The sequence below is a fragment of the Streptomyces sp. NPDC086077 genome, assembly GCF_040686175.1.
Lineage (GTDB): Bacteria > Actinomycetota > Actinomycetes > Streptomycetales > Streptomycetaceae > Streptomyces.
The window spans coordinates 1-20,157 of sequence record NZ_JBFBJT010000136.1; the positions used below are offsets into that span (position 1 = coordinate 1).

18 protein-coding genes and 2 pseudogenes are annotated in these 20,157 nt (G+C 70.9%); 9 read left to right on the plus strand and 11 right to left on the minus strand.

All coding sequences use genetic code 11. The annotated features are described in order from the left end of the window. The 5 genes and pseudogenes from AB0O67_RS29415 to AB0O67_RS29435 form a co-directional block, all read right to left on the minus strand. A pseudogene (locus AB0O67_RS29415) lies at positions 1-317 on the minus strand (hypothetical protein); the annotation flags it as partial. A 113-nt stretch (positions 318-430) separates the two neighbouring features. After that, positions 431-613, minus strand: a pseudogene (locus tag AB0O67_RS29420) (CorA family divalent cation transporter); the annotation flags it as partial. 174 nt (positions 614-787) lie between these two features. Continuing rightward, positions 788-1,279: a hypothetical protein gene (locus tag AB0O67_RS29425; protein ID WP_365456376.1), complete on the minus strand. Its 492-nt coding sequence runs from the start codon at positions 1,277-1,279 to the stop codon at positions 788-790. Positions 1,280-1,462: 183 nt separating this feature from the next. After that, positions 1,463-2,311 (minus strand): ABC transporter permease, encoded by an 849-nt coding sequence (locus AB0O67_RS29430; protein WP_365456379.1) that lies wholly within the window; start codon positions 2,309-2,311, stop codon positions 1,463-1,465. Beyond that, positions 2,308-3,330: an ATP-binding cassette domain-containing protein gene (locus AB0O67_RS29435; RefSeq protein WP_365456382.1), complete on the minus strand. Its 1,023-nt coding sequence runs from the start codon at positions 3,328-3,330 to the stop codon at positions 2,308-2,310. The genes AB0O67_RS29430 and AB0O67_RS29435 overlap by 4 nt, the downstream gene beginning before the upstream one ends. Positions 3,331-3,478: 148 nt before the next feature. Here AB0O67_RS29435 and AB0O67_RS29440 point away from each other — a divergent pair, with 148 nt between their 5' ends. Further along, positions 3,479-4,459, plus strand: coding sequence for an NAD(P)H-quinone oxidoreductase (locus AB0O67_RS29440; RefSeq protein WP_365456385.1), 981 nt, complete (start codon positions 3,479-3,481; stop codon positions 4,457-4,459). Positions 4,460-4,492: 33 nt separating this feature from the next. Here the strand turns inward: AB0O67_RS29440 and AB0O67_RS29445 are convergent, their stop codons facing one another. Beyond that, positions 4,493-4,963: a hypothetical protein gene (locus AB0O67_RS29445; protein ID WP_365456388.1), complete on the minus strand. Its 471-nt coding sequence runs from the start codon at positions 4,961-4,963 to the stop codon at positions 4,493-4,495. A 179-nt stretch (positions 4,964-5,142) separates the two neighbouring features. Here AB0O67_RS29445 and AB0O67_RS29450 point away from each other — a divergent pair, with 179 nt between their 5' ends. Beyond that, on the plus strand, positions 5,143-5,682 hold the full coding sequence (locus AB0O67_RS29450) for a bacterial proteasome activator family protein (protein ID WP_365456427.1): 540 nt from the start codon (positions 5,143-5,145) through the stop codon (positions 5,680-5,682). 63 nt (positions 5,683-5,745) lie between these two features. On the opposite strand, the gene AB0O67_RS29455 is transcribed toward AB0O67_RS29450, so the two are convergent. After that, on the minus strand, positions 5,746-7,380 hold the full coding sequence (locus tag AB0O67_RS29455) for a protein kinase (protein ID WP_365456391.1): 1,635 nt from the start codon (positions 7,378-7,380) through the stop codon (positions 5,746-5,748). Between the two features lie 336 nt (positions 7,381-7,716). Here AB0O67_RS29455 and AB0O67_RS29460 point away from each other — a divergent pair, with 336 nt between their 5' ends. Then, the gene (locus AB0O67_RS29460; RefSeq protein ID WP_365456394.1) at positions 7,717-9,294 is read left to right on the plus strand and encodes a protein kinase; all 1,578 of its coding nucleotides are present in this window, start codon (positions 7,717-7,719) and stop codon (positions 9,292-9,294) included. Between the two features lie 77 nt (positions 9,295-9,371). Here AB0O67_RS29460 and AB0O67_RS29465 read toward each other — a convergent pair whose 3' ends face one another. Both AB0O67_RS29465 and AB0O67_RS29470 read right to left on the minus strand, forming a co-directional pair. Beyond that, positions 9,372-10,415, minus strand: coding sequence for a phosphotransferase (locus AB0O67_RS29465; RefSeq protein ID WP_365456397.1), 1,044 nt, complete (start codon positions 10,413-10,415; stop codon positions 9,372-9,374). A gap of 99 nt (positions 10,416-10,514) precedes the next feature. Next, entirely contained in the window at positions 10,515-11,177 is a 663-nt protein-coding gene (locus tag AB0O67_RS29470; RefSeq protein ID WP_365456400.1) for a response regulator transcription factor, read from the minus strand. A gap of 321 nt (positions 11,178-11,498) precedes the next feature. Between AB0O67_RS29470 and pdhA the strand changes: the two genes are divergently transcribed. The 3 genes from pdhA to AB0O67_RS29485 are packed head-to-tail and all read left to right on the plus strand — an operon-like array spanning position 11,499 to position 15,104. After that, the gene (gene pdhA / locus AB0O67_RS29475) at positions 11,499-12,674 is read left to right on the plus strand and encodes a pyruvate dehydrogenase (acetyl-transferring) E1 component subunit alpha (protein ID WP_365456403.1); all 1,176 of its coding nucleotides are present in this window, start codon (positions 11,499-11,501) and stop codon (positions 12,672-12,674) included. A 2-nt stretch (positions 12,675-12,676) separates the two neighbouring features. Next, a complete protein-coding gene (locus AB0O67_RS29480) occupies positions 12,677-13,657 on the plus strand; it encodes an alpha-ketoacid dehydrogenase subunit beta (protein WP_365456406.1) in 981 nt (326 codons plus the stop codon). Between the two features lie 10 nt (positions 13,658-13,667). Then, on the plus strand, positions 13,668-15,104 hold the full coding sequence (locus AB0O67_RS29485) for a dihydrolipoamide acetyltransferase family protein (protein WP_365456409.1): 1,437 nt from the start codon (positions 13,668-13,670) through the stop codon (positions 15,102-15,104). A gap of 189 nt (positions 15,105-15,293) precedes the next feature. On the opposite strand, the gene AB0O67_RS29490 is transcribed toward AB0O67_RS29485, so the two are convergent. Beyond that, positions 15,294-16,193 (minus strand): D-alanyl-D-alanine carboxypeptidase, encoded by a 900-nt coding sequence (locus tag AB0O67_RS29490; RefSeq protein WP_365456412.1) that lies wholly within the window; start codon positions 16,191-16,193, stop codon positions 15,294-15,296. Positions 16,194-16,425: 232 nt separating this feature from the next. Here AB0O67_RS29490 and AB0O67_RS29495 point away from each other — a divergent pair, with 232 nt between their 5' ends. Both AB0O67_RS29495 and AB0O67_RS29500 read left to right on the plus strand, forming a co-directional pair. After that, a complete protein-coding gene (locus AB0O67_RS29495; protein ID WP_365456415.1) occupies positions 16,426-17,079 on the plus strand; it encodes a GntR family transcriptional regulator in 654 nt (217 codons plus the stop codon). Beyond that, positions 17,076-18,395 (plus strand): MFS transporter, encoded by a 1,320-nt coding sequence (locus AB0O67_RS29500; protein ID WP_365456418.1) that lies wholly within the window; start codon positions 17,076-17,078, stop codon positions 18,393-18,395. The genes AB0O67_RS29495 and AB0O67_RS29500 overlap by 4 nt, the downstream gene beginning before the upstream one ends. Positions 18,396-18,526: 131 nt before the next feature. Here AB0O67_RS29500 and AB0O67_RS29505 read toward each other — a convergent pair whose 3' ends face one another. After that, the gene (locus AB0O67_RS29505) at positions 18,527-19,351 is read right to left on the minus strand and encodes a maleylpyruvate isomerase family mycothiol-dependent enzyme (protein WP_365456421.1); all 825 of its coding nucleotides are present in this window, start codon (positions 19,349-19,351) and stop codon (positions 18,527-18,529) included. Between the two features lie 182 nt (positions 19,352-19,533). Here AB0O67_RS29505 and AB0O67_RS29510 point away from each other — a divergent pair. Next, positions 19,534-20,157: nitrilase-related carbon-nitrogen hydrolase (locus AB0O67_RS29510; protein ID WP_365456424.1), on the plus strand; the 624-nt coding region annotated here is incomplete at its 3' end.

Genomic DNA, 20,157 nt, shown 5'->3' on the forward strand with positions numbered 1-20,157 from the left:
GGCCGACGGTCGGCTGACCCTGCTGCGGGTAGCCGTACGCCGGACGCTGCCCGGGAACAGGCTGTCCCGGAATCGGCATCCCGGGAGCGGGGGGCCACCGGCGCGGCCAACGGCAGGGCGACCAACGTCATGAGCACCACACCGTTGAACGTGTCGAAGCAGCCGTGCCACCGTCCGGCCAGGCACATCGGAGCGGACATCATGAGCGGCCGCCGCACGACGAACGCGACGCCCGCCAGGCCGAGGATCGCCAGGCCGAGGAGCATGATCGCGCGCGTGCGGTGGGACGGTGCCGCCGGGGTTGCGTGGTGGTTCATGCCCCCAGGAGAGCCGAAGGGCGGTTGCGGCGTCGTATGCGATTCCCGATACGCCCGCGATACACGAAATCCCCGGCAACGGCGCGACACGGCCCGCTTCTCCAGCGGCCCGCTCAGAGCCAGTCCTTCCGTTCGGAAATGACGTACAGGCTCGTACAGACCACCGCCATCAGCACGATCGCGAAGGGATATCCGAACACCCAGTGCAACTCCGGCATGTGGTCGAAGTTCATGCCGTAGATCGCCCCGACCAGCGTCGGGGCGAACAGGATGGCCGCCCACGACGAGATCTTTTTGAAGTTGTCCACCAGGGAGGGAGTGCCGCCACAGCATCCGCAGGAGGGCGGCGCGTTCCGGGCTGCTCCCCGCCCGGCTGCCCACGTCCCCAGGCGATGACGAGGTCCGCGGTGACGTGTGGCAGCCGGTTGCCCGTTGGGGCACTGGAGGAGTCCTCGCTGTGTGAGTTCGCGTCACCTCCGCGCCGGGGGACGCCCGTCCAGGACGGTGGGCGGCACCGGTCGGGGGCCGCGGCGTGCGAGGCGCAGCCACAGCAACTGGGAGATGAGCCAGCGCCGCATCGCGCCGAGATGGGCGGGCGAACCGTGCACGTCGTCGAACGTACGGAACCGTACGTCGTGGAGCGTGCGGCGCAGCAACGCCTGCTCCGTGGCCGGGATGATCTCGTCGCGGCTGCTGGCGACGTACCGGACGGGCACGCGCACCTGCCCGAGCTGCTGGGGAGTGAGCGCGAACCGCGGCAGCAGGCTCCGCAGTCCGCCGATGTCCTCGCTGCCGGTCAAGCGGCGCAGGGTGTCGGCCGTGATGCCGGGCACGTGGGGCCACCACGCCTCGTCGGTGAAGAACCCGGCGACGGGCGCGCCGACGGTGAGGACCCGGCGGATCCGGGGGTCCTCGGCGGCGGCCCGCAGGGCGAGGTGTCCGCTGAAGCTGAGCGCGAGCATCGTGGTGTCGGAGACGCGGGCGCGGCCGGAGAGCCGGTCGAGCAGGGAGCACGGACGCCGGGCCAGTAAAGGCGGGGACCGCCGACCTGGAGGAGCCGCAGACCGTCGGCGTGGAAACGCTGCGGGCCGCGCCGGAAGGTCGGCACGGCCCGCAGGGGGAGTCCGTCTGCTCGTCGGGGGCAGCTACTTGCGGTTGTACAGCCGCATCGTGATCGGCCCGAAGACCAGGATGAACAAGCCCGCCCAGCCCAGCGACCAGGCGACCTCGTCGGCGGGCCAGTCGCCGCCCATCAGCCCCCGCACCGCGGACGCCAGGTGGGTGACCGGGCTGTTGTTGACGAAGGCCTGGAGCCAGCCCGGCATGGTCCGCGGGTCGACGAAGACGTTGGACAGGAAGGTCAGCGGGAAGATCACCATCATGCTGACGCCCATCACCGACTTCTCGGTGCGCAGCATCAGCCCGAACATCGTCCAGATCCACGAGAACGCGAACGAGAAGACCACCAGCAGCGCGATCCCGGCGAGCACGCCACCGACCCCGCCGTCCGGCCGGTAGCCGAGGATCATGCCGACGGTCAGCATCACCACGGACGCGATCGAGTAGCGCAGCGCGTCACCGAGCAGATAGCCGACCATCGTCGCCGGCCGCCAGATCGGCAGGCTGCGGAACCGGTCGAAGACGCCCTTCTCGATGTCCGTGTTGACCGAGACGCCCGTGTACATCGTGATCATCACGACCGACATCACCAGGATGCCCGGCAGCAGGAACTGGATGTACTCCCCCGGCGAACCGGCCAGCGCCCCGCCGAACAGGTACGTGTACATCAGCACCATCATGATCGGGAAGGCGGTGACGTCGAAGAGCTGCTCCGGCACGTGCTTGATCTTCAGGATCGACCGCCAGCCGAAGGTCAGTGACGCCGACAGGGCGCTCGGCCGGGGTGGCCGCTCCTTGGCCACGAGCAGTGCGGCCAGCGACTCGGTGCTGACGGGGGCGAGTTCCTTGGTCTCGGTGCTGGTCGCGGTGCTCATGCGGCTGCCCCGTCCTTCGCGTCGTGAGCCGGCGGCTCGTCGTGCGTCTTGGTGTCGTGTCCGGTCAGGGCGAGGAAGACCTCGTCCAGGCTGGGCTGGCCCAGTGAGAAGTTGTCGACGACGACGCCGGCGCGGGCCAGTTCGGCGAGCGCCGCCGCGGCCTGCTCGGCGGCGCCCCGGCCGCCGGCGGCAGCACCGACGCGCGCGGTCAGCGCCACCGGGTCCGGCTCCAGCTGCACATCCGCCTGGAGCACCTGCCGCAGCACCCGCGAGGCCTCCGGCCGCTGCTCCGCCTCGCGCAGCCGCAGATGTACGGAGCCGGCGCCGACGGATGCCTTCAGCTCGCCCTTGGTGCCCTCGGCGATCACCTTGCCGCGGTCGATGACGGCGATCCGGGAGGCGAGCTGGTCGGCCTCGTCCAGGTACTGCGTGGTCAGCAGCACGGTCGTGCCCTGGGCGACGACCGCGCGGACGATGTCCCACACCTGGTTGCGGCTGCGCGGGTCGAGGCCGGTGGTCGGCTCGTCCAGGAACAGCAGGTCGGGCGTGTTCAGGATGGACGCGGCGATGTCGATGCGGCGCCGCATGCCACCGGAGTAGTTCTTGACCTGCTTCGCGGCCGCGTCGGAGAGACCGAAGGCCTCCAGGAGCTGGGCGGCCCGCTCCCGCGCGGCCTTCTTGTGGTGGCCCAGGAGACGACCGAGCAGCACGAGGTTCTCGGTGCCGGTCAGGTCCTCGTCCACCGACGCGTACTGCCCGGTCAGGCTGACCCGGCCGCGTACCTCGTCCGCCTCCCGGACGACGTCGTGGCCGAAGACATGCGCCTCGCCGCCGTCCGGCCGGAGCAGGGTGGCGAGCATCTTCACGGTGGTGGTCTTCCCGGCGCCGTTCGGACCGAGGACGCCGTACACCGTGCCGGTGGGCACGGCCAGGTCGACGCCGTCCACGGCCCTCGTCTCGCCGAACGTCTTCACCAGGCCCGCGGTCTCGATGGCCAGACCGGGCGTCTGCTGGCTCATGGTGTGTTGTCCTTCCGCGTACTTGGGTAACGCATGAGGAGACCTTTACCGTCGCGCAAACTCATCGGTCGCGCACAGGGATTTCTCAGCGGACCGGACCAACGACGGAGCGGCCTCGGCCCGAAGACGGAGGAGTAGCGTCGCTCTCATGCATGCGATCACGATTCCCGAACCTGGTGGGCCCGAGGCGCTGGTGTGGGACGAGGTCCCGGATCCGGTCGCCCAGGAGGGCGAGGTGCTGGTCGAGGTGGTGGCCAGTGCCGTCAACCGGGCCGACGTCCTGCAACGTCAGGGCCACTACAACCCGCCCGCCGGCGCGTCCCCCTATCCCGGCCTGGAGTGCTCGGGCCGGATCGCCGCGCTCGGCGCCGGTGTCTCCGGCTGGGCCGTCGGTGACGAGGTGTGCGCGCTGCTGTCCGGCGGCGGTTACGCAGAGAAGGTCGCCGTTCCGGCCGGTCAGCTGCTGCCCGTGCCCGACGGCCTCGACGTCGGGCAGGCGGCGGCGCTGCCCGAGGTGACCTGCACGGTCTGGTCGAACGTCTTCATGGTGTCCCACCTGCGGCCCGGTGAGACCCTCCTCGTGCACGGCGGTTCCAGCGGCATCGGCACCATGGCGATCCAGCTCGCCAAGGCCGCCGGCGTCAAGGTCGCCGTCACGGCGGGCACCAAGGAGAAGCTGGAGCGCTGCGCCGAGCTGGGCGCCGACATCCTGATCAACTACCGCGAGCAGGACTTCGTCGAGGAGATCCGGCAGGCCACGGCGGGCGAGGGCGCCGACGTCATCCTCGACAACATGGGCGCCAAGTACCTCGAGCGCAACGTCCAGGCCCTGGCCGTCAACGGCCGGCTGGCGATCATCGGCATGCAGGGCGGCGTCAAGGCCGAGCTGAACATCGGTGCCCTGCTCGCCAAGCGCGCCGCGATCAGCGCGACCTCGCTGCGCGCCCGCCCGCTCGGCGAGAAGGCGGCCATCGTCGCGGCCGTGCGCGAGCACGTCTGGCCGCTGCTCGACTCCGGTCAGGTCCGCCCGGTCGTCGACCGCGAGCTGCCGATGCGGGACGCCCCCGCCGCCCACCGCCTGCTGGAGGAGAGCGGCCACGTCGGCAAGGTCCTGCTGGTCACGGCGTGACAAAGGGTCTCGCTCCGCGCCCCCCCCCGCATCTCACCCCTGTATCCGGCGCACCCGCAGGGCCAGAAAGGCGAGGCCCAGGCCGAGGCCGATGAGTACCAGGCCGCTGCCCAGCGGCAGGATCCGCAGTACCGGTCCGGACGGGTCGGTGCCCGGCACGGCCTGCACGTCCTCCCCCTCGTCAGCCGCCCCGGGAACGGTCGCCGACGGCGACGCGGACACGTCGTCGGCGGCGCCGGTCCCGCTCGGGCGGGCCGTCGCCGTCCCGGGCTCGTCCGGCCGGCCAGGGCGCAGTCGCCCCTCCCCGGCCCTGCTCCCGGCCCAGCTCGGGTCCGCGGAACCGGAAGGGGAGGCGGAAGGGGAGGCGGACGGTTCCTCCCTGTCGTACGACGGCCCCGCCGTCCCGTACGACGCCACAGGTCCGCACGCGAGCAGCAGCGTGCTCAGCGCCACCCCCAGCACCACCACCGCCGCCGTCCGCCTCGCGCGCCGCCTTGGAGTCACGCCGGTGACCCCCTCCCGGAAACAGGTCGCCACAATCGACGGAACAAGCCTCACATCAGGCAACGAGCATGGCATTCCGGACGCAGCCATGTGGTCGTAACGAACAGGTCTCTTCCGTGGATCACCCTGCTCGGGGGGTGCCTCGGTGGTGGAGTGGACGTGTGCGAGAGAATGACGGCATGGAGATGCCGAGGAACGAACGGTCGTCGGAGAACGCCCAGAAGATCCTGGTCGTGGGCCAGGACGGCATGGCACTCGGCGGGGGCGGGGACGACGACTCCCATGAGACTCCGTTGACCGAGCAGGTCGAGCAGCCGGCCAAGGTGATGCGGATCGGCAGCATGATCAAGCAGCTCCTGGAGGAGGTACGCGCGGCTCCTCTCGACGAGGCCAGCCGGGTCCGGCTCAAGGAGATCCACGCGAGCTCGGTCAAGGAGCTGGAGGACGGCCTGGCGCCGGAGCTGGTGGAGGAGCTGGAGCGGCTCTCCCTGCCGTTCACTGACGAGGGAGTGCCCAGCGACGCCGAACTGCGGATCGCGCAGGCCCAGTTGGTCGGCTGGCTGGAGGGTCTCTTCCACGGGATCCAGACCACGCTGTTCGCCCAGCAGATGGCGGCGCGGGCCCAGTTGGAGCAGATGCGCCGCGCCCTGCCGCCCGGCATCGGACAGGAAGGCGACGACCCCCGTACGGTCGGCCGCTCGGGCGGCCCGTACCTGTAGGACAAAAGGGCCCGGCGTCCGCCGGGCCCTCTCTCTTTCCGGGTCTCTTCCCTCGCCGTCGGCTCAGGAGGGCGGATACCCCGTCGACACCTCGAGCAGGATCTCCGGCATGTTCTCCGGGTCCACGTCCGTGCCCGCGGACGGGAACTGGTTCATGACCGCGTCCTTGCCGTAGGTGTTCTCGTCGACCTCTTTGGTCTTCAGCTGCCAGCCCGCGGCCTGGAGGCACTCCCTGACCGAGGTGAGGTTCTTGAACTGGAAGTTCGGAATCCGGATCTTCTCCGGGTCGTTGTACGCCTCCTCCGGTTCCGAGCACTCCTCCTTCTCGATCGTCTTCGACGGGTCCGGCCCGCGGTAGCCGGGAACCTCGGTCGACGAGGCGGAGGTGCTGGTCTCGCCGCCCCCGCCACCCTTGTTGTCGCTGTCGCCGCCGTTCAGCGCGAGGGCCGTGACCAGGCCGCCGACCGCGAGCACGGCGACGACGATCGAGCCGATGACCACCGGCTTGTTGCTCTTGCCGCCGCTCGCGGGCGTCTGCGACTGCGGTGCGATGTTGTACGGCGGCGGCGTGCTCGACGTCGGCTGCGGCCCGTACGCGGCGTGCGGCGTCGCGTAGCCGCCCTGCTGCGGGTAGCCGTACGCCGGGGAGGGCGTCGGGGTGCTGTACGGGTTCGGCGTCGGGTGCGGCTGGTACGGCGTCTGCACGCTGCCGTGCGGCGGTGCCCCGGTCCCCTGGTCCACCGGCGGGAAGACCGCGGACCCGACGCCCGAGCCGCTCTGCGCCGGTGCGCCCGGCACGATGCTCGGCGGGGCCGCCTGGAAGGACGCCGCCACCCGCAGGCACTCGTCGCGCATGGCCTCGGCCGTCGGGAAGCGCTCGTTCGGGTTCTTCTTCAGCGCGCGCGTGATCAGCGCGTCCACGGCCGGCGGCAGCGCCCGGTTGATCGAGGACGCGGCCGGCGGTTCCTCCTGGACATGCGCGTAGGCGATGGCGAGCGGCGAGTCCGCGTCGAACGGGAGTCGTCCGGTGACCAGTTGGAAGAGCATGATGCCGACCGAGTACAGATCGGAGCGGGCGTCGACGCCACGGCCGAGCGCCTGCTCCGGCGAGAGGTACTGCGGGGTGCCGACGACCATGCCGGTCTGCGTCATCGACGTGACGCCGGACTGCATGGCGCGGGCGATGCCGAAGTCCATGACCTTGACCACACCACGCTTGGTCACCATCACGTTGCCCGGCTTGATGTCCCGGTGGACCAGGCCCATCTCGTGGCTGATCTCCAGCGCCGCGAGCACGTCCGCGGTGACCTTCAGCGCCTTGTCGGCGGGCATCGCCCCGGCCCGCCGTACGTCCTCGTCGAGCACGGAGCCGAGCGGGCGGCCCTCGACGTACTCCATGACGATGTAGGGCGTCGTCAGTCCGTCGAGGTCGTCCTCGCCGGTGTCGAAGACCGAGACGATGTTGGTGTGCGTGAGCTTCGCCACGGCCTGGGCCTCGCGGCGGAAGCGCTCGCGGAACGCCTGTTCGCGTCCCAGCTCCGTGTGCAGGGTCTTGATCGCGACCTGGCGGTCGAGCACGGCGTCGTACGCGAGATGCACCGAGGCCATGCCGCCCTGGCCGAGCAAGTCACGCAGCTGATACCGGCCACCGGCGAGTGCTCGCCCCGTGTACCGGCCCTGTGCGCCGTCCTGGCTCATGTTCCGTATCCCCCGTGGGCCTTCAGGCGCCGTTGATCGAAAGTGCTATTCCCGGCCAAGTCTGCCCGAGGGCACCGACACGTCAAGCTCGGTGCCCGTTCCGTGACCGTACGCGAAAGAAGCGTCGCGGAAGCGTTACAGCGGCCGTACGGCCGGTACACAGGATTTGCACGACGCGACGGCACGAGGGTTTCATGACCGGTTCGACGGCCCGTCCGTCCTGGACCGGTCCCTGTATCCATCTCGGACCGGCGGCTTGCGCGAAGGCTGTAGCGTGGCCGACGGAGACCGTAACAACACCGCGCGCACCGCGGGCAGAAACGACGGCGAGGACTGATGGCACAGCAGCAGCGCGCTCAGGGCCCGTCCGACCCCGAGGCGACTGGCGGCGGAATGTCAGATGCGCCGGAGATGTGGGGTAACGGCGGACTTGTCGGGGACGGCCGGTACCGGCTGACCGGCAGACTCGGCCGGGGCGGCATGGCCGAGGTGTTCGCGGCCGAGGACGTGCGCCTGGGGCGCACCGTGGCGGTCAAGCTGCTGCGCGCGGACCTCGCCGAGGACCCGGTGTCCAAGGCCCGCTTCACACGCGAGGCCCAGTCGGTGGCCGGTCTCAACCACCACGCCATCGTCGCCGTGTACGACTCCGGCGAGGACTTCGTGGGCGGCCAGTCGGTGCCGTACATCGTGATGGAGCTGGTCGAGGGCCGCACCATCCGCGATCTGCTGCACAACGCCGAGGCACCCGGCCCGGAGCAGGCACTGATCATCGTCTCCGGCGTCCTGGAGGCGCTCGCCTACTCGCACCAGCACGGCATCGTGCACCGCGACATCAAGCCGGCGAACGTGATCATCACCCACAACGGTGCCGTGAAGGTCATGGACTTCGGCATCGCCCGCGCCCTGCACGGGGCGTCCACGACGATGACGCAGACCGGCATGGTCATGGGCACCCCGCAGTACCTCTCCCCGGAGCAGGCGCTCGGCAAGGCCGTCGACCACCGCTCAGACCTGTACGCGACAGGCTGCCTGCTGTACGAACTCCTCGCGCTGCGCCCGCCGTTCGTCGGTGAGACCCCGCTGTCGGTGGTCTACCAGCACGTCCAGGACATCCCCACCCCGCCGTCCGAGATCCACGAGGGCTCCCCGGCGGAGCTGGACGGGCTCGTCATGCGCTCGCTCGCCAAGGAGCCGGACGACCGTTTCCAGACCGCCGAGGAGATGCGCGGACTGGTCCAGTACGGCCTGCAGATGCTGTACGACCAGGGCCCCCACACCGGCACCTGGAACACCGGCCCGGTCACCGCGCACGACTCCGGGAAGACCCCGGCGATGGGCATGGCGGGCACGGCCGTGCTGCCGCACTCGGCCGAGGGCACCACGCAGATCCCGCAGCCCATGATCCCGGGCCACGGCGGCCGCGACGACGGCGGTTTCGAGGGCGACGGCAACCGGGGCAGCGGCCGCGGCAAGCTGTGGATCCTCGCCGTGCTCGCCGTGATCGCGATCTCGGCGGGTGTGGCGCTGGCGCTGAACGACGGCGGCGGTGGCGAGGGCGGTACGGGCACGAAGCCGACGCCGACCAGCTCGCAGAGCGCCGACAAGGAGACGTCGAGCGAGACGCCGAGCGATCAGGCGAGCGACGAGTCCGCGGACACGTCCACCGAGAACGAGGGCGACAACTCGGGTTCCGGATGGGGCGACTACTCGCCGTCGTACACCCCGTCGTACACCCCCTCGGACACGCCGAGCGACGAGCCGACGGACACGCAGCCGACGGACCCCGAGCCGACGGACCCGGAGCCCACGGCCTCGGAGCCCTCCAACCCGGAGCCCTCGGACCCCGAGCCGACGGACCCGGAGCCGACGGGCGGCACGATCGAGGGCCTCACCGAGGGCACCACGGGCGGCTGATCCACGGATCCGGCTCCGCCGAGAAGCACCCCACGCGCGCGTGCCGTGCAGCGGTCACCCGCCGGCTCGGTCCACGCTCAGTCCACGAACGCCCCGCACACCGCGTCGTACTCCCGCGTCCACCACACGGCCAGCGCCGAGGCCGCCGGGAACTGGGGGTCGGCGCGGGTGTCGCCGCGCTCGTAGTGCCAGCGGAGCATCCAGAAGTCGTTCAGCCGCTCCCACCACACCCGGTGCACCGCCGCGGCGAGCTCCGAGGGCGTGGCCCCGGCCGCCCGCAGGTACGCGCGCGCGTACGCCCGCACCTTCGGCAGGTCCAGGGTGCCGACGGGCCGTACGAAGAAGATCGCGGCGGCGCGTACGGCCTCTTCCGCGCGGGGCTGGACCCCGAGCCGGTCCCAGTCGACGATCGCGGCCGGCGCGTCTCCCCGGTAGAGCACGTTGAACGGGTGGAAGTCGCCGTGCACCCAGCCCACCGAGCCGCCGCGCGGGGGACGCCGGTCGGCGTGCCGCTCCAGCAGCGCGCGCCGCTCCAGGAGTCGGTGGCGGGCCAGTTCGTCGAAGGAGTCGGCGGGGCGGTGCCGGCGTACGCGCGCGAGGAGGTCGTCGATGAGGTCGAACGTCTTGGCCGGGTCGGCGCTTTCCACGGGATGCGGGCCGGTGGCCGGGGGCGTGCGCCCCTTCGGCGGCATCACGCGCTCCAGGGTCGCGTGGACGGCGCCCAGCAGGGCTCCGAGGCGGACGCACTGCCCGGTGCTGAGCTGTCCGCCGTGCCGGTGCCTGCCGTCGATCCACGGGTACAGGGCGTACGCGTGGCCGCCCACCACCGCGACCGTGCGCCCGTCGCGCCCGGCCAGCGGCGGGGCCACCGGTACGCCCAGGTCGGCCAGCCGCTGGGTGGCCCGGTGCCGGCGTTCGATGGCGGCCGGGTCGGCGGTGTCGGGGTCGAAGTGGTGCTTGAGGAAGTAACGGCCGCGGGTCGTGCAGAGCCGGTAGCCCCGGTTGAGCAGGCCCTGGTCGACCGGGTCGCAGGCGAGGGCGGAACCGGCGGCGTACTGGCGCAGGAGGGCGCTCAGCGGGGGCGCATGGGGTACGGGGGGTGGTACACAAGGGCGCGGCACGCGCCAGATGCTAGGGCACCAGCCGGGCGCGTGAGCTGGGAGTTGTCACAGGAAGTCGTCGTCGGTCGCTTTCGGTCACAACAGGCGTGACAAACGCGGTCACTGTTTCCCGGCCTGCAGTCGCGCGACGTATGCCGCGGCCTGTGAACGCCTCTGCATTCCGAGTTTGGCGAGCAGGCCCGACACGTAATTCTTGATCGTTTTTTCGGCGAGGTGCAGTTGTCCGCCGATCTGCCGGTTGGTGAGTCCCTCGCCGATCAGTTCGAGAATCCGGCGCTCCTGGCGGGTGAGGCGCGCCAGCCGCTCGTCGTCCTCGGATCCGTTCCCGCCGTCGCGCAGCCGCTCCCGTACCCGGGCCGTCGCCGCCGGGTCCAGCAGGGACTTCCCGGCCGCGATGTCCCGCACCGCCGACAGCAGCTCGTCGCCCCTGACGGCCGTCAGGAGATACCCGGAGGCGCCCGCCACGACCGCGGCGAAGAGGGCCTCGTCGTCGGCGAACGAGGTCAGCATCAGACACCCGACGGTGTCGTCCCGGGAGCGGATCTCGCGGCAGACCTCGACTCCGCTGCCGTCCGGCAGACGCACGTCGAGCACGGCGACGTCCGGCCGGGTGGCCGGGATCCGCACCAGCGCGTCGGCCGCCGTGCCGGCCTCGCCGACCACCTCGATGTCGCCCTCGACCGAGAGGAGCTCATGCACGCCACGCCGGACCACCTCGTGGTCGTCGAGCAGAAATACCCGTATTTTTCGGTTTTCGTGCACGAGGTCAGTCTCACATACAGCTCTTCCCGTGAGCTGGGTGTGCGGGATAACGTGCCGGTGTTCCGGCCCCCTGCAAGGCTGTGACCAGGGCCCCCTCCCAGGCTGATCGATTTACTTGGATTTCCAAGCAAAAACGCAGGTCAAGAGGGGTTTCACAGAAATGTGGAGCACTGGGTAACGTGACTGTTGCAGGGCGCTCGCCGGGGCACCTGTCACGCCTGTTCCGGCCGAGCGGCACCCACCCCGTGCACGGGAACGGAACAGGTGAGCCGCACTGGCTTTCCCGGCAATCCCGGGGGCCGGACCGACGGAGGAGCACACGTGACCGTGGAGAGCACTGCCGCGCGCAAGCCGCGACGCAGCGCCGGAGGCAAGGCCGGCACCAAGCGCACCACCAGCAACACCGCCAAGGACACCGACCCCGAGCTCGTACAGCTGATGACGCCCGAGGGTGAGCGCGTCAAGAACGCCGAGTACGACCGGTACGTCGACGGCATCACCCCCGACGAGCTCCGCGGCCTCTACCGCGACATGGTGCTCACCCGTCGTTTCGACGCCGAGGCCACCGCCCTGCAGCGCCAGGGCGAGCTGGGCCTGTGGGCCTCCCTGCTCGGCCAGGAGGCCGCCCAGATCGGCTCCGGCCGGGCCACCCGCGAGGACGACTACGTCTTCCCGACCTACCGCGAGCACGGCGTCGCCTGGTGCCGCGGGGTCGACCCGACCAACCTGCTCGGCATGTTCCGCGGCGTGAACAACGGCGGCTGGGACCCGAACGGCAACAACTTCCACCTCTACACGATCGTCATCGGCTCCCAGACGCTGCACGCCACCGGCTACGCGATGGGCGTCGCCAAGGACGGCGCGGACTCCGCGGTCATCGCCTACTTCGGCGACGGCGCCTCCAGCCAGGGCGACGTGGCTGAATCGTTCACCTTCTCGGCGGTCTACAACGCCCCGGTGGTGTTCTTCTGCCAGAACAACCAGTGGGCGATCTCCGAGCCGACCGAGAAGCAGACCCGCGTGCCCCTGTACCAGCGCGCCCGCGGCTACGGCTTCCCGGGCGTCCGCGTCGACGGCAACGACGTGCTGGCCTGCCTCGCGGTCACCAAGTGGGCGCTGGAGCGGGCCCGCAGCGGCGAGGGTCCGACGCTCGTCGAGGCGTACACGTACCGGATGGGCGCGCACACCACCTCCGACGACCCGACGCGCTACCGGCACGACGACGAGCGCGCCGCCTGGGAGGCGAAGGACCCGATCCTGCGCCTTCGCCGCCACCTGGAGGCCGCAAACCACGCGGACGAGGGATTCTTCGCGGAACTGGAGGCGGAGAGCGAGGCGTTGGGCAGGCGAGTGCGCGAAGCGGTCCGTGCGATGCCGGACCCGGACCGTTTCGCCATCTTCGAGAACGTGTACGCGGACGGGCACGCGCTCGTCGACGAGGAGCGAGCCCAGTTCGCCGCCTACCAGGCGTCGTTCGCGGACGTAGAGGGGGTCTGAACATGGCCGTGGAGAAGATGGCCCTGGCCAAGGCGATCAACGAGTCGCTCCGCCACGCCCTGGAGGCCGACCCCAAGGTCCTCGTCATGGGCGAGGACGTAGGCAAGCTCGGCGGCGTGTTCCGCGTGACCGACGGCCTGCAGAAGGACTTCGGCGAGAGCCGCGTCATCGACACCCCGCTCGCCGAGTCCGGCATCGTCGGTACGGCGATCGGCCTGGCCCTGCGTGGGTACCGCCCCGTCGTCGAGATCCAGTTCGACGGTTTCGTCTTCCCGGCGTACGACCAGATCGTCACGCAGCTCGCCAAGATGCACGCGCGCTCGCTCGGCAAGGTCAAGCTCCCGGTCGTCGTCCGCATCCCCTACGGCGGCGGCATCGGCGCGGTCGAGCACCACTCGGAGTCCCCCGAGTCGCTCTTCGCGCACGTGGCGGGCCTGAAGATCGTCTCTCCGTCCAACTCGTCGGACGCCTACTGGATGATGCAGCAGGCCATCCAGAGCGACGACCCGGTGATCTTCTTCGAGCCCAAGCGGCGCTACTGGGACAAGGGCGAGGTCAGCACGGAGGCCATCCCCGGCCCGCTGCACAAGGCGCGCGTCACCCGTGAGGGCACCGACCTCACGCTCGCCGCGTACGGCCCGATGGTGAAGCTCTGCAACGAGGTCGCGGACGCGGCCGCCGAGGAGGGCAAGTCGCTGGAGGTCCTCGACCTGCGCTCGATCTCCCCCCTCGACTTCGACTCCATCCAGGCCTCGGTCGAGAAGACCCGCCGCCTGGTCGTCGTCCACGAGGCACCGGTGTTCTTCGGCTCCGGCGCGGAGATCGCCGCCCGGATCACCGAGCGCTGCTTCTACCACCTGGAGGCCCCGGTGCTCAGGGTCGGCGGTTACCACGCCCCGTACCCCCCGGCCCGCCTGGAGGAGGAGTACCTGCCCGGCCTGGACCGGGTGCTGGACGCCGTCGACCGCTCGCTGGCGTACTGAGGAGAAGGTCGTGACGACGATGACGGAAGCTTCCGTGCGCGAGTTCAAGATGCCCGACGTGGGTGAGGGCCTCACCGAGGCCGAGATCCTCAAGTGGTACGTCCAGCCCGGTGACACGGTCACCGACGGCCAGGTGGTGTGCGAGGTCGAGACGGCGAAGGCGGCGGTCGAGCTGCCCATCCCGTACGACGGTGTCGTGCGCGCGCTGCACTTTTCCGAGGGCACCACGGTCGACGTCGGCACGTCGATCATCGCGGTGGACGTGAGCGGCGGAGCGGCACCCGCACCGGCACCCGCGCCGCAGGCGCCCGCCGAGCCGGCGGAGGAGCCGAAGCCGGAGGGCCGCCAGCCGGTGCTCGTGGGCTACGGCGTGGCCACCTCCTCCACCAAGCGCCGCCCGCGCAAGGGCCCCGAGGTCCCGGTCCAGCCGGCCTCGGCCGCCCTGCAGTCCGAGCTGAACGGGCACGGCGGTCCGGTCACGCCGGCGCCGGTCACCCCGGCAGCGGTCACCCCGGTACCCGCCGCCGCGGCGCCCGCCGCGCTGCCGCGGGAGCGCCCGCTCGCCAAGCCCCCGGTGCGCAAGCTCGCCAAGGACCTCGGTGTCGACCTGGCGGTGATCGTGCCGACCGGCCCGGACGGCGTCATCACGCGCGAGGACGTGCACGCGGCGGCGGCTCCCGCGCCGGCCGCCGAGCCGGTGGCGGCCACGCCGGCACCCGCGGCGACCGCGCCGGTGCAGGGCACGGACCGCGAGACGCGCGTCCCGGTCAAGGGCGTCCGCAAGGCCACCGCAGCCGCGATGGTGGGCTCGGCCTTCACCGCCCCGCATGTCACCGAGTTCGTGACGGTGGACGTGACGCGCACGATGAAGCTGGTCGAGGAGCTCAAGGAGGACAAGGAGTTCGCGGGCCTGCGGGTGAACCCGCTGCTGCTCATCTCCAAGGCCCTCCTGGTGGCGATCAGGCGCAATCCCGACGTCAACGCGTCCTGGGACGAGGCCAACCAGGAGATCGTGCTCAAGCACTACGTGAACCTGGGCATCGCCGCGGCCACCCCGCGCGGCCTGGTCGTGCCGAACATCAAGGACGCGCACGACAAGACCCTCCCGCAACTGGCCGCGTCCCTCGGCGAGCTGGTCGCCACGGCCCGCGAGGGCAAGACGTCCCCGTCGGCGATGCAGGGCGGCACGGTCACCATCACCAACGTCGGCGTCTTCGGCGTCGACACCGGGACGCCGATCCTGAACCCCGGCGAGTCCGCGATCCTCGCGGTCGGCGCGATCAAGCTCCAGCCGTGGGTCCACAAGGGCAAGGTCAAGCCCCGTCAGGTCATGACGCTGGCACTCAGCTTCGACCACCGGCTGGTGGACGGCGAGCTGGGTTCCAAGGTGCTGGCGGACGTGGCGGCGATCCTGGAACAGCCGAAGCGCCTGATCACCTGGGCGTAACCACACGGGCCGGCCGGCCGAACACCACGACGAGGGCGGAAGCCACGCACCCACGAGGGCGCGTGGCTCCCGCCCTCGTCCGGTCAACGGGGCGCGCGATCCGGCACGACGTTCGTACACGTGTGTTTCGGACAGCCGAAGGGCCGGCCGCGCGGTGCGCGGCCGGCCCTGGCGAGATGATGCGCGGGCTCAGCCCAGTCGGGCGAAGCCGTAGCTGAGGAGCCTCTTCGCGTCTGCCTCGCGCTGGGCCGCCGAGGTGGAGGTGAGGACCGTGCCGATGACGGTCTTGCCGTTGCGGGTGGCGGCGAAGACCAGGCAGTACTTGGCGATGCTGCCGGAGCCGGTCTTCACACCGATGGCGCCGCTGTAGTTGCTGAGCAGCGTGTTGGTGTTGGTCCACGTGTAGTAGCGGTAGCCGCCGCTCTTCGTGGTGACCTTCTGCTTCGTGGTCTTCGTCTTCACGAGGGCGCGGAAGGTGGCGCTCTTCATCGAGTTGCTGGCGAGCTTCGTCAGGTCGCGCGGCGTCGAGTAGTTCGAGCCGTTGCTGATGCCGTCGAACGAGTCGAACTTCGTGTTCGTCATGCCGAGCGAGCGCGCCGTGGTGTTCATCTTGCCGATGAACGACTTCACGCGCGCGGCCCGCGTCGTGCCGCTGCCGAACTTGTCGGCGAGCGCGTAGGCGGCGTCACAGCCGGACGGCAGCATCAGCCCGTAGAGCAGCTGACGGACGGTGACCTTGTCGCCGACGATCAGGCGGGCGGACGAGGCGTTCTTCGACACGATGTAGTCGCTGTACGCCTTCTGGACCGTGACCTTGGCGTCCAGGTTCAGGTTCGGCTGGGACAGCACGACCTTGGCGGTCATGATCTTGGTGGTGGAGCCGGTGGCGCGCCGGGTGTCGGCGGCCTTGGTGTAGAGCGTCGAGCCGTTGGCGTTGTTCATGATGTAGCCGCCCTGGGCCACGATCGTGGGCGCGGCCACGGCCTGCGCGGGTGCCGCGGTGAGGGCTCCGGTGGTGAAGACAGCGCCGGCGGTCGCGGTGACGGCGACGGCTCTGCGGATACGGATGCCCTTGATGCCGGTTATCAACTGAGATACCCCGAATACGTCGAATGCCCTTATGGCGCGGCTCACTTGAACGGGAGTGCAGGAGGCCGCATGGGTGTGACACGTAAGTAGCGCGAATGGTTGTGCGGAATTCGGGCCGGGGGCGAGGAACTTCCGGGGGAGCCCTTCCGGGGTGGTCCGCGGGGCGGCGCGGGCGAGGTCCGCATGGTGGATGGACGGGGCCATGCGTACGCGTTGTATCTATCCTGTCGGCATGACCCTGGCAGCCGTGAAGCAACCCCCTGCCGCCGACCGTGTCTACACCCACGTCAAGCAAGGCGTCCTGGACCGCCGTTACGAGGGCGGCACCCTCCTCACGGAGGGCGAGCTGGCCGACGCCGTCGGGGTCTCGCGCACCCCGGTGCGCGAGGCGCTGCTGCGGCTGGAGGCCGAGGGCCTGATCAAGCTCTACCCGAAGAAGGGCGCCCTGGTCCTGCCGGTCTCCGCGCAGGAGATCGCGGACGTCGTCGAGACCCGTCTGCTGGTGGAGGAACACGCGGCGCGCAAGGCGGTACCCGCGCCCGGCGGGCTCATCGTGCGCCTCGAAGAGCTGCTGGAGCAGCAGAGGGAGCAGGCCGCCGCCGGAGACCTGGCCGCCGCCGCCGTCACCGACCGCTCCTTCCACGCGGAGATCGTCCGCAGCGGCGGCAACGAGATCCTGTCCCGCCTGTACGACCAGCTGCGCGACCGGCAGTTGCGGATGGGTGTCGCCGTCATGCACTCCCACCCCGACCGGATCGCCAAGACGCTCGCGGAGCACCAGCACATCCTGGACGCGCTGCGCTCCGGGGACCCCGACGCGGCCGTCGACGTGGTCCACCGGCACATCGGCTGGTTCTCGCACCTCGCGCGGGGTGAGGTCCGATGAGCTCCGCGTCGGTGTCCCTGCCCGGCGATCCTCCCCCAAAGGGGGCACCCCCAGGCGGCCGGCGCGCCGTCGCCGTCTGGGGCATAGGCGTCTCGGTCTACTTCGTCGCCGTCATCTTCCGTACGTCGCTGGGGGTCGCCGGCCTCGACGCCGCCGACCGGTTCGACGTGGGCGCCTCCGCGCTGTCGACGTTCTCGATCCTTCAGCTGCTGGTCTACGCCGGCATGCAGATACCCGTCGGCCTGCTGGTCGACCGGCTCGGCACCAAGAAGGTGCTGGGCCTCGGTGTCGTTCTGTTCACGGCCGGGCAGCTCGGCTTCGCGTTCTCCCCCACGTACGGCACGGCACTCGCCTCGCGCGCGCTGCTGGGCTGCGGCGACGCGATGACGTTCATCAGCGTGCTGCGGCTCGGCACCCGCTGGTTCCCGGCCCGGCGCGGCCCGCTGATCGCGCAGCTCGCCGGACTTGTCGGCATGGCGGGCAACCTGGTCTCCACCCTCGTGCTCGCCCGGCTGCTGCACGGCGTCGGCTGGACGGCCGCGTTCGCGGGCAGCGCGCTCGCCGGGGTCGTGGTGCTCGTGCTGCTCCTGCTGTTCCTGAAGGACCACCCCGAGGGGCACGAGCCCGAGCCGGTGCCGCACATGGGGGCCTCCTACGTGCGACGGCAGATCGCCGCGTCCTGGCGGGAGCCGGGAACCCGGCTCGGGCTGTGGGTGCACTTCACGACCCAGTTCCCGGCGATGGTCTTCCTGCTGCTGTGGGGACTGCCGTTCCTGGTCGAGGCACAGGGGCTGTCCCGGGCCACCGCCGGTGAACTGCTCACCCTGGTCGTGCTGTCGAACATGGCTGTCGGACTCGTCTACGGCCAGATCGTCGCCCGGCACCACGGGGCGCGGCTGCCGCTGGCCCTCGGCACGGTGGCGGCGACCTCGCTGCTGTGGGCGGCGACGGTGTTCTACCCGGCCGACCGGACGCCGATGTGGCTGCTGATCGTGTTGTGCGTGGTGCTCGGGGCGTGCGGGCCGGCCTCGATGATCGGGTTCGACTTCGCCCGGCCGGCGAACCCCCCGGAGCGGCAGGGGACCGCGTCCGGGATCACCAACATGGGCGGCTTCGTCGCCTCCATGACCACGCTGTTCGCGGTGGGCGCGCTGCTGGACGCGACCGGGGACGACTACACCGTGGCCTTCTCGTCCGTGTTCGTGCTCCAGGCGCTGGGGCTTTCGCAGGTGCTGCGGCTGCGGAAGCAGGCGGCGCGGCGGGAGCGGGAGCGTCTGGTGGCCAGCCGGGTGGAGACGGTGCACGTCCCTGCCTGACGGTGCCCGCGCCGGGGCATGACGGTGCCCTGCGCCGGGCCGGGTGGGCGCGACCCGGCTCCGGCGGGGTGCCGCCGTGCCCGACCGTGCCGCTCCGGGCGGCACGCCCCGCCGCCCGCGACGGCGCCGGCCTACTGCGTCACCGTGAAGTTGCGCAGGATCGCCGACGTCAGGTCCGCGTCGCCCTCCGCCTTGATGCGGTCCATCGCCGCCTCGGGCGTGACGCGGCCGCAGGCCAGGCGGACGTACGTCTCCCAGTCGAGAGTGAGGGTGGCGGCGGGGCCGAGGGCCGGGGCCGTTTCGAGGGTGCCGCGGCCCTGGATGTCGACGCGGATGGTGCGCAGGAACTCGATCGGGCCGTGCACGTCGAAGACGACCGCCGAGCTGCGCGGCGCGTTCGCCCTGGCGGCGACGACCCCGGGGAGTTCGGCCAGCAGGACGTCACGGGCGACGTGGGCGCCGGGGGAGTCGAGATTGCCCGGGCGGCCGAGGGCGACGCGCAGGTCCTGCTCGTGCGCCCACACGGCGAAGGCGTGGCCCCGCATCGACTCCTCCAGCGTGAGCTCGGTGCCGAGCGGGCCGCGCACCTTGGTGCCGGGGTCGCGGGACTCGCCCCGCAGCTGCCGGTTGCGCCGGATGATCGTGTACTCCAGCTCGGAGGTCATCTCGGGCGCCGTGTGGTGACGGCGGACGTCGACCTGCATCTCGGAGTAGCGCTGGTGGTCGTTGGTGACGTGGAACAGGTCGCGCGGGAGGGTATGGATCGGGCGCGGGTCGCCGAGCATCTCGCAGTCCAGCCCGATCACATGCGAGACGACGTCCCGCACGGACCAGCCCGGGCACGGGGTCCGCCCGTTCCACTCGCCCTCCACGAGGGGCTGCACCAGCTCGGATATCGCTTCGATGGAGTGGGTCCAGGCGTCGGCGTAGGGCTGGAGGGTGGGATGCAGACTCACGGAACGGGACCCCTCGGCGGTCGGTACACGGGCAGGTTGTGGCGGCGGTGCCAGTGGGAGGTGGCTGCACTCGGCGGGTGTCTCGAAACGCTAAGTTACGCTGCAATGAGGCACCCCGGCAGTGCTTTCGTGTGACGATCGTAGGCCTGTGTGGACGGCTCGAATGCCAGGACGGTGGTAGTGTGCGCGCCTCTCTGATCCAGATCGCCGTAGACGAGGGCGAATCGGTCGCGGAACGTCGACAGCGGGCGGTTTCTCTGGTACGGGAGCAGGCCGGCGCCGATCTCGTGGTGCTGCCCGAACTGTGGACGACGGGGGCCTTCGCCTACGAGGAGTTCGGCCGCGAGGCCGAGCCGCTCGAAGGACCGACGTACGAGGCCATGGCCAAGGCGGCGAGCGACACGGGTGTGTGGCTGCACGCGGGTTCGATTCCGGAGCGTGACCCCGACGGGCCGCTCTACAACACCTCGCTCGTCCTCTCCCCCTCCGGTGACCTGGTCGCCGCCTACCGCAAGATCCACCGGTTCGGCTTCGACAAGGGTGAAGCCGTGCTGATGGGCGCGGGCGACGATCTGGTGACGGTCCGTCTGCCGGGCGCGACGACGCTGGGTCTGGCCACCTGCTACGACCTCCGGTTCCCCGAGCTGTTCCGCGGGCTCGTCGACGCCGGGGCCGAGACCCTGGTCGTCCCGGCGGGGTGGCCGGAGCGTCGGCGCTCCCACTGGACGCTGCTGGCTCAGGCACGGGCGGTGGAGAACCAGGCGTTCGTCCTCGCGTGTGGAACGGCCGGGACCCACGCGGGAGTT

What these genes read in the sequence shown, in the direction of transcription:
- AB0O67_RS29450 (WP_365456427.1), top strand. Translation starts at nt 5,143, where the DNA reads ATGGAGATGCCGAGGAACGAACGGTCGTCGGAGAACGCCCAGAAGATC.
- AB0O67_RS29460 (WP_365456394.1), top strand. Translation starts at nt 7,717, where the DNA reads ATGGCACAGCAGCAGCGCGCTCAGGGCCCGTCCGACCCCGAGGCGACT.
- AB0O67_RS29435 (WP_365456382.1), bottom strand. Translation starts at nt 3,330, where the DNA reads ATGAGCCAGCAGACGCCCGGTCTGGCCATCGAGACCGCGGGCCTGGTG.
- AB0O67_RS29480 (WP_365456406.1), top strand. Translation starts at nt 12,677, where the DNA reads ATGGCCGTGGAGAAGATGGCCCTGGCCAAGGCGATCAACGAGTCGCTC.
- AB0O67_RS29455 (WP_365456391.1), bottom strand. Translation starts at nt 7,380, where the DNA reads ATGAGCCAGGACGGCGCACAGGGCCGGTACACGGGGCGAGCACTCGCC.
- AB0O67_RS29425 (WP_365456376.1), bottom strand. Translation starts at nt 1,279, where the DNA reads ATGCTCGCGCTCAGCTTCAGCGGACACCTCGCCCTGCGGGCCGCCGCC.
- AB0O67_RS29440 (WP_365456385.1), top strand. Translation starts at nt 3,479, where the DNA reads ATGCATGCGATCACGATTCCCGAACCTGGTGGGCCCGAGGCGCTGGTG.
- AB0O67_RS29495 (WP_365456415.1), top strand. Translation starts at nt 16,426, where the DNA reads ATGACCCTGGCAGCCGTGAAGCAACCCCCTGCCGCCGACCGTGTCTAC.
- AB0O67_RS29430 (WP_365456379.1), bottom strand. Translation starts at nt 2,311, where the DNA reads ATGAGCACCGCGACCAGCACCGAGACCAAGGAACTCGCCCCCGTCAGC.
- AB0O67_RS29500 (WP_365456418.1), top strand. Translation starts at nt 17,076, where the DNA reads ATGAGCTCCGCGTCGGTGTCCCTGCCCGGCGATCCTCCCCCAAAGGGG.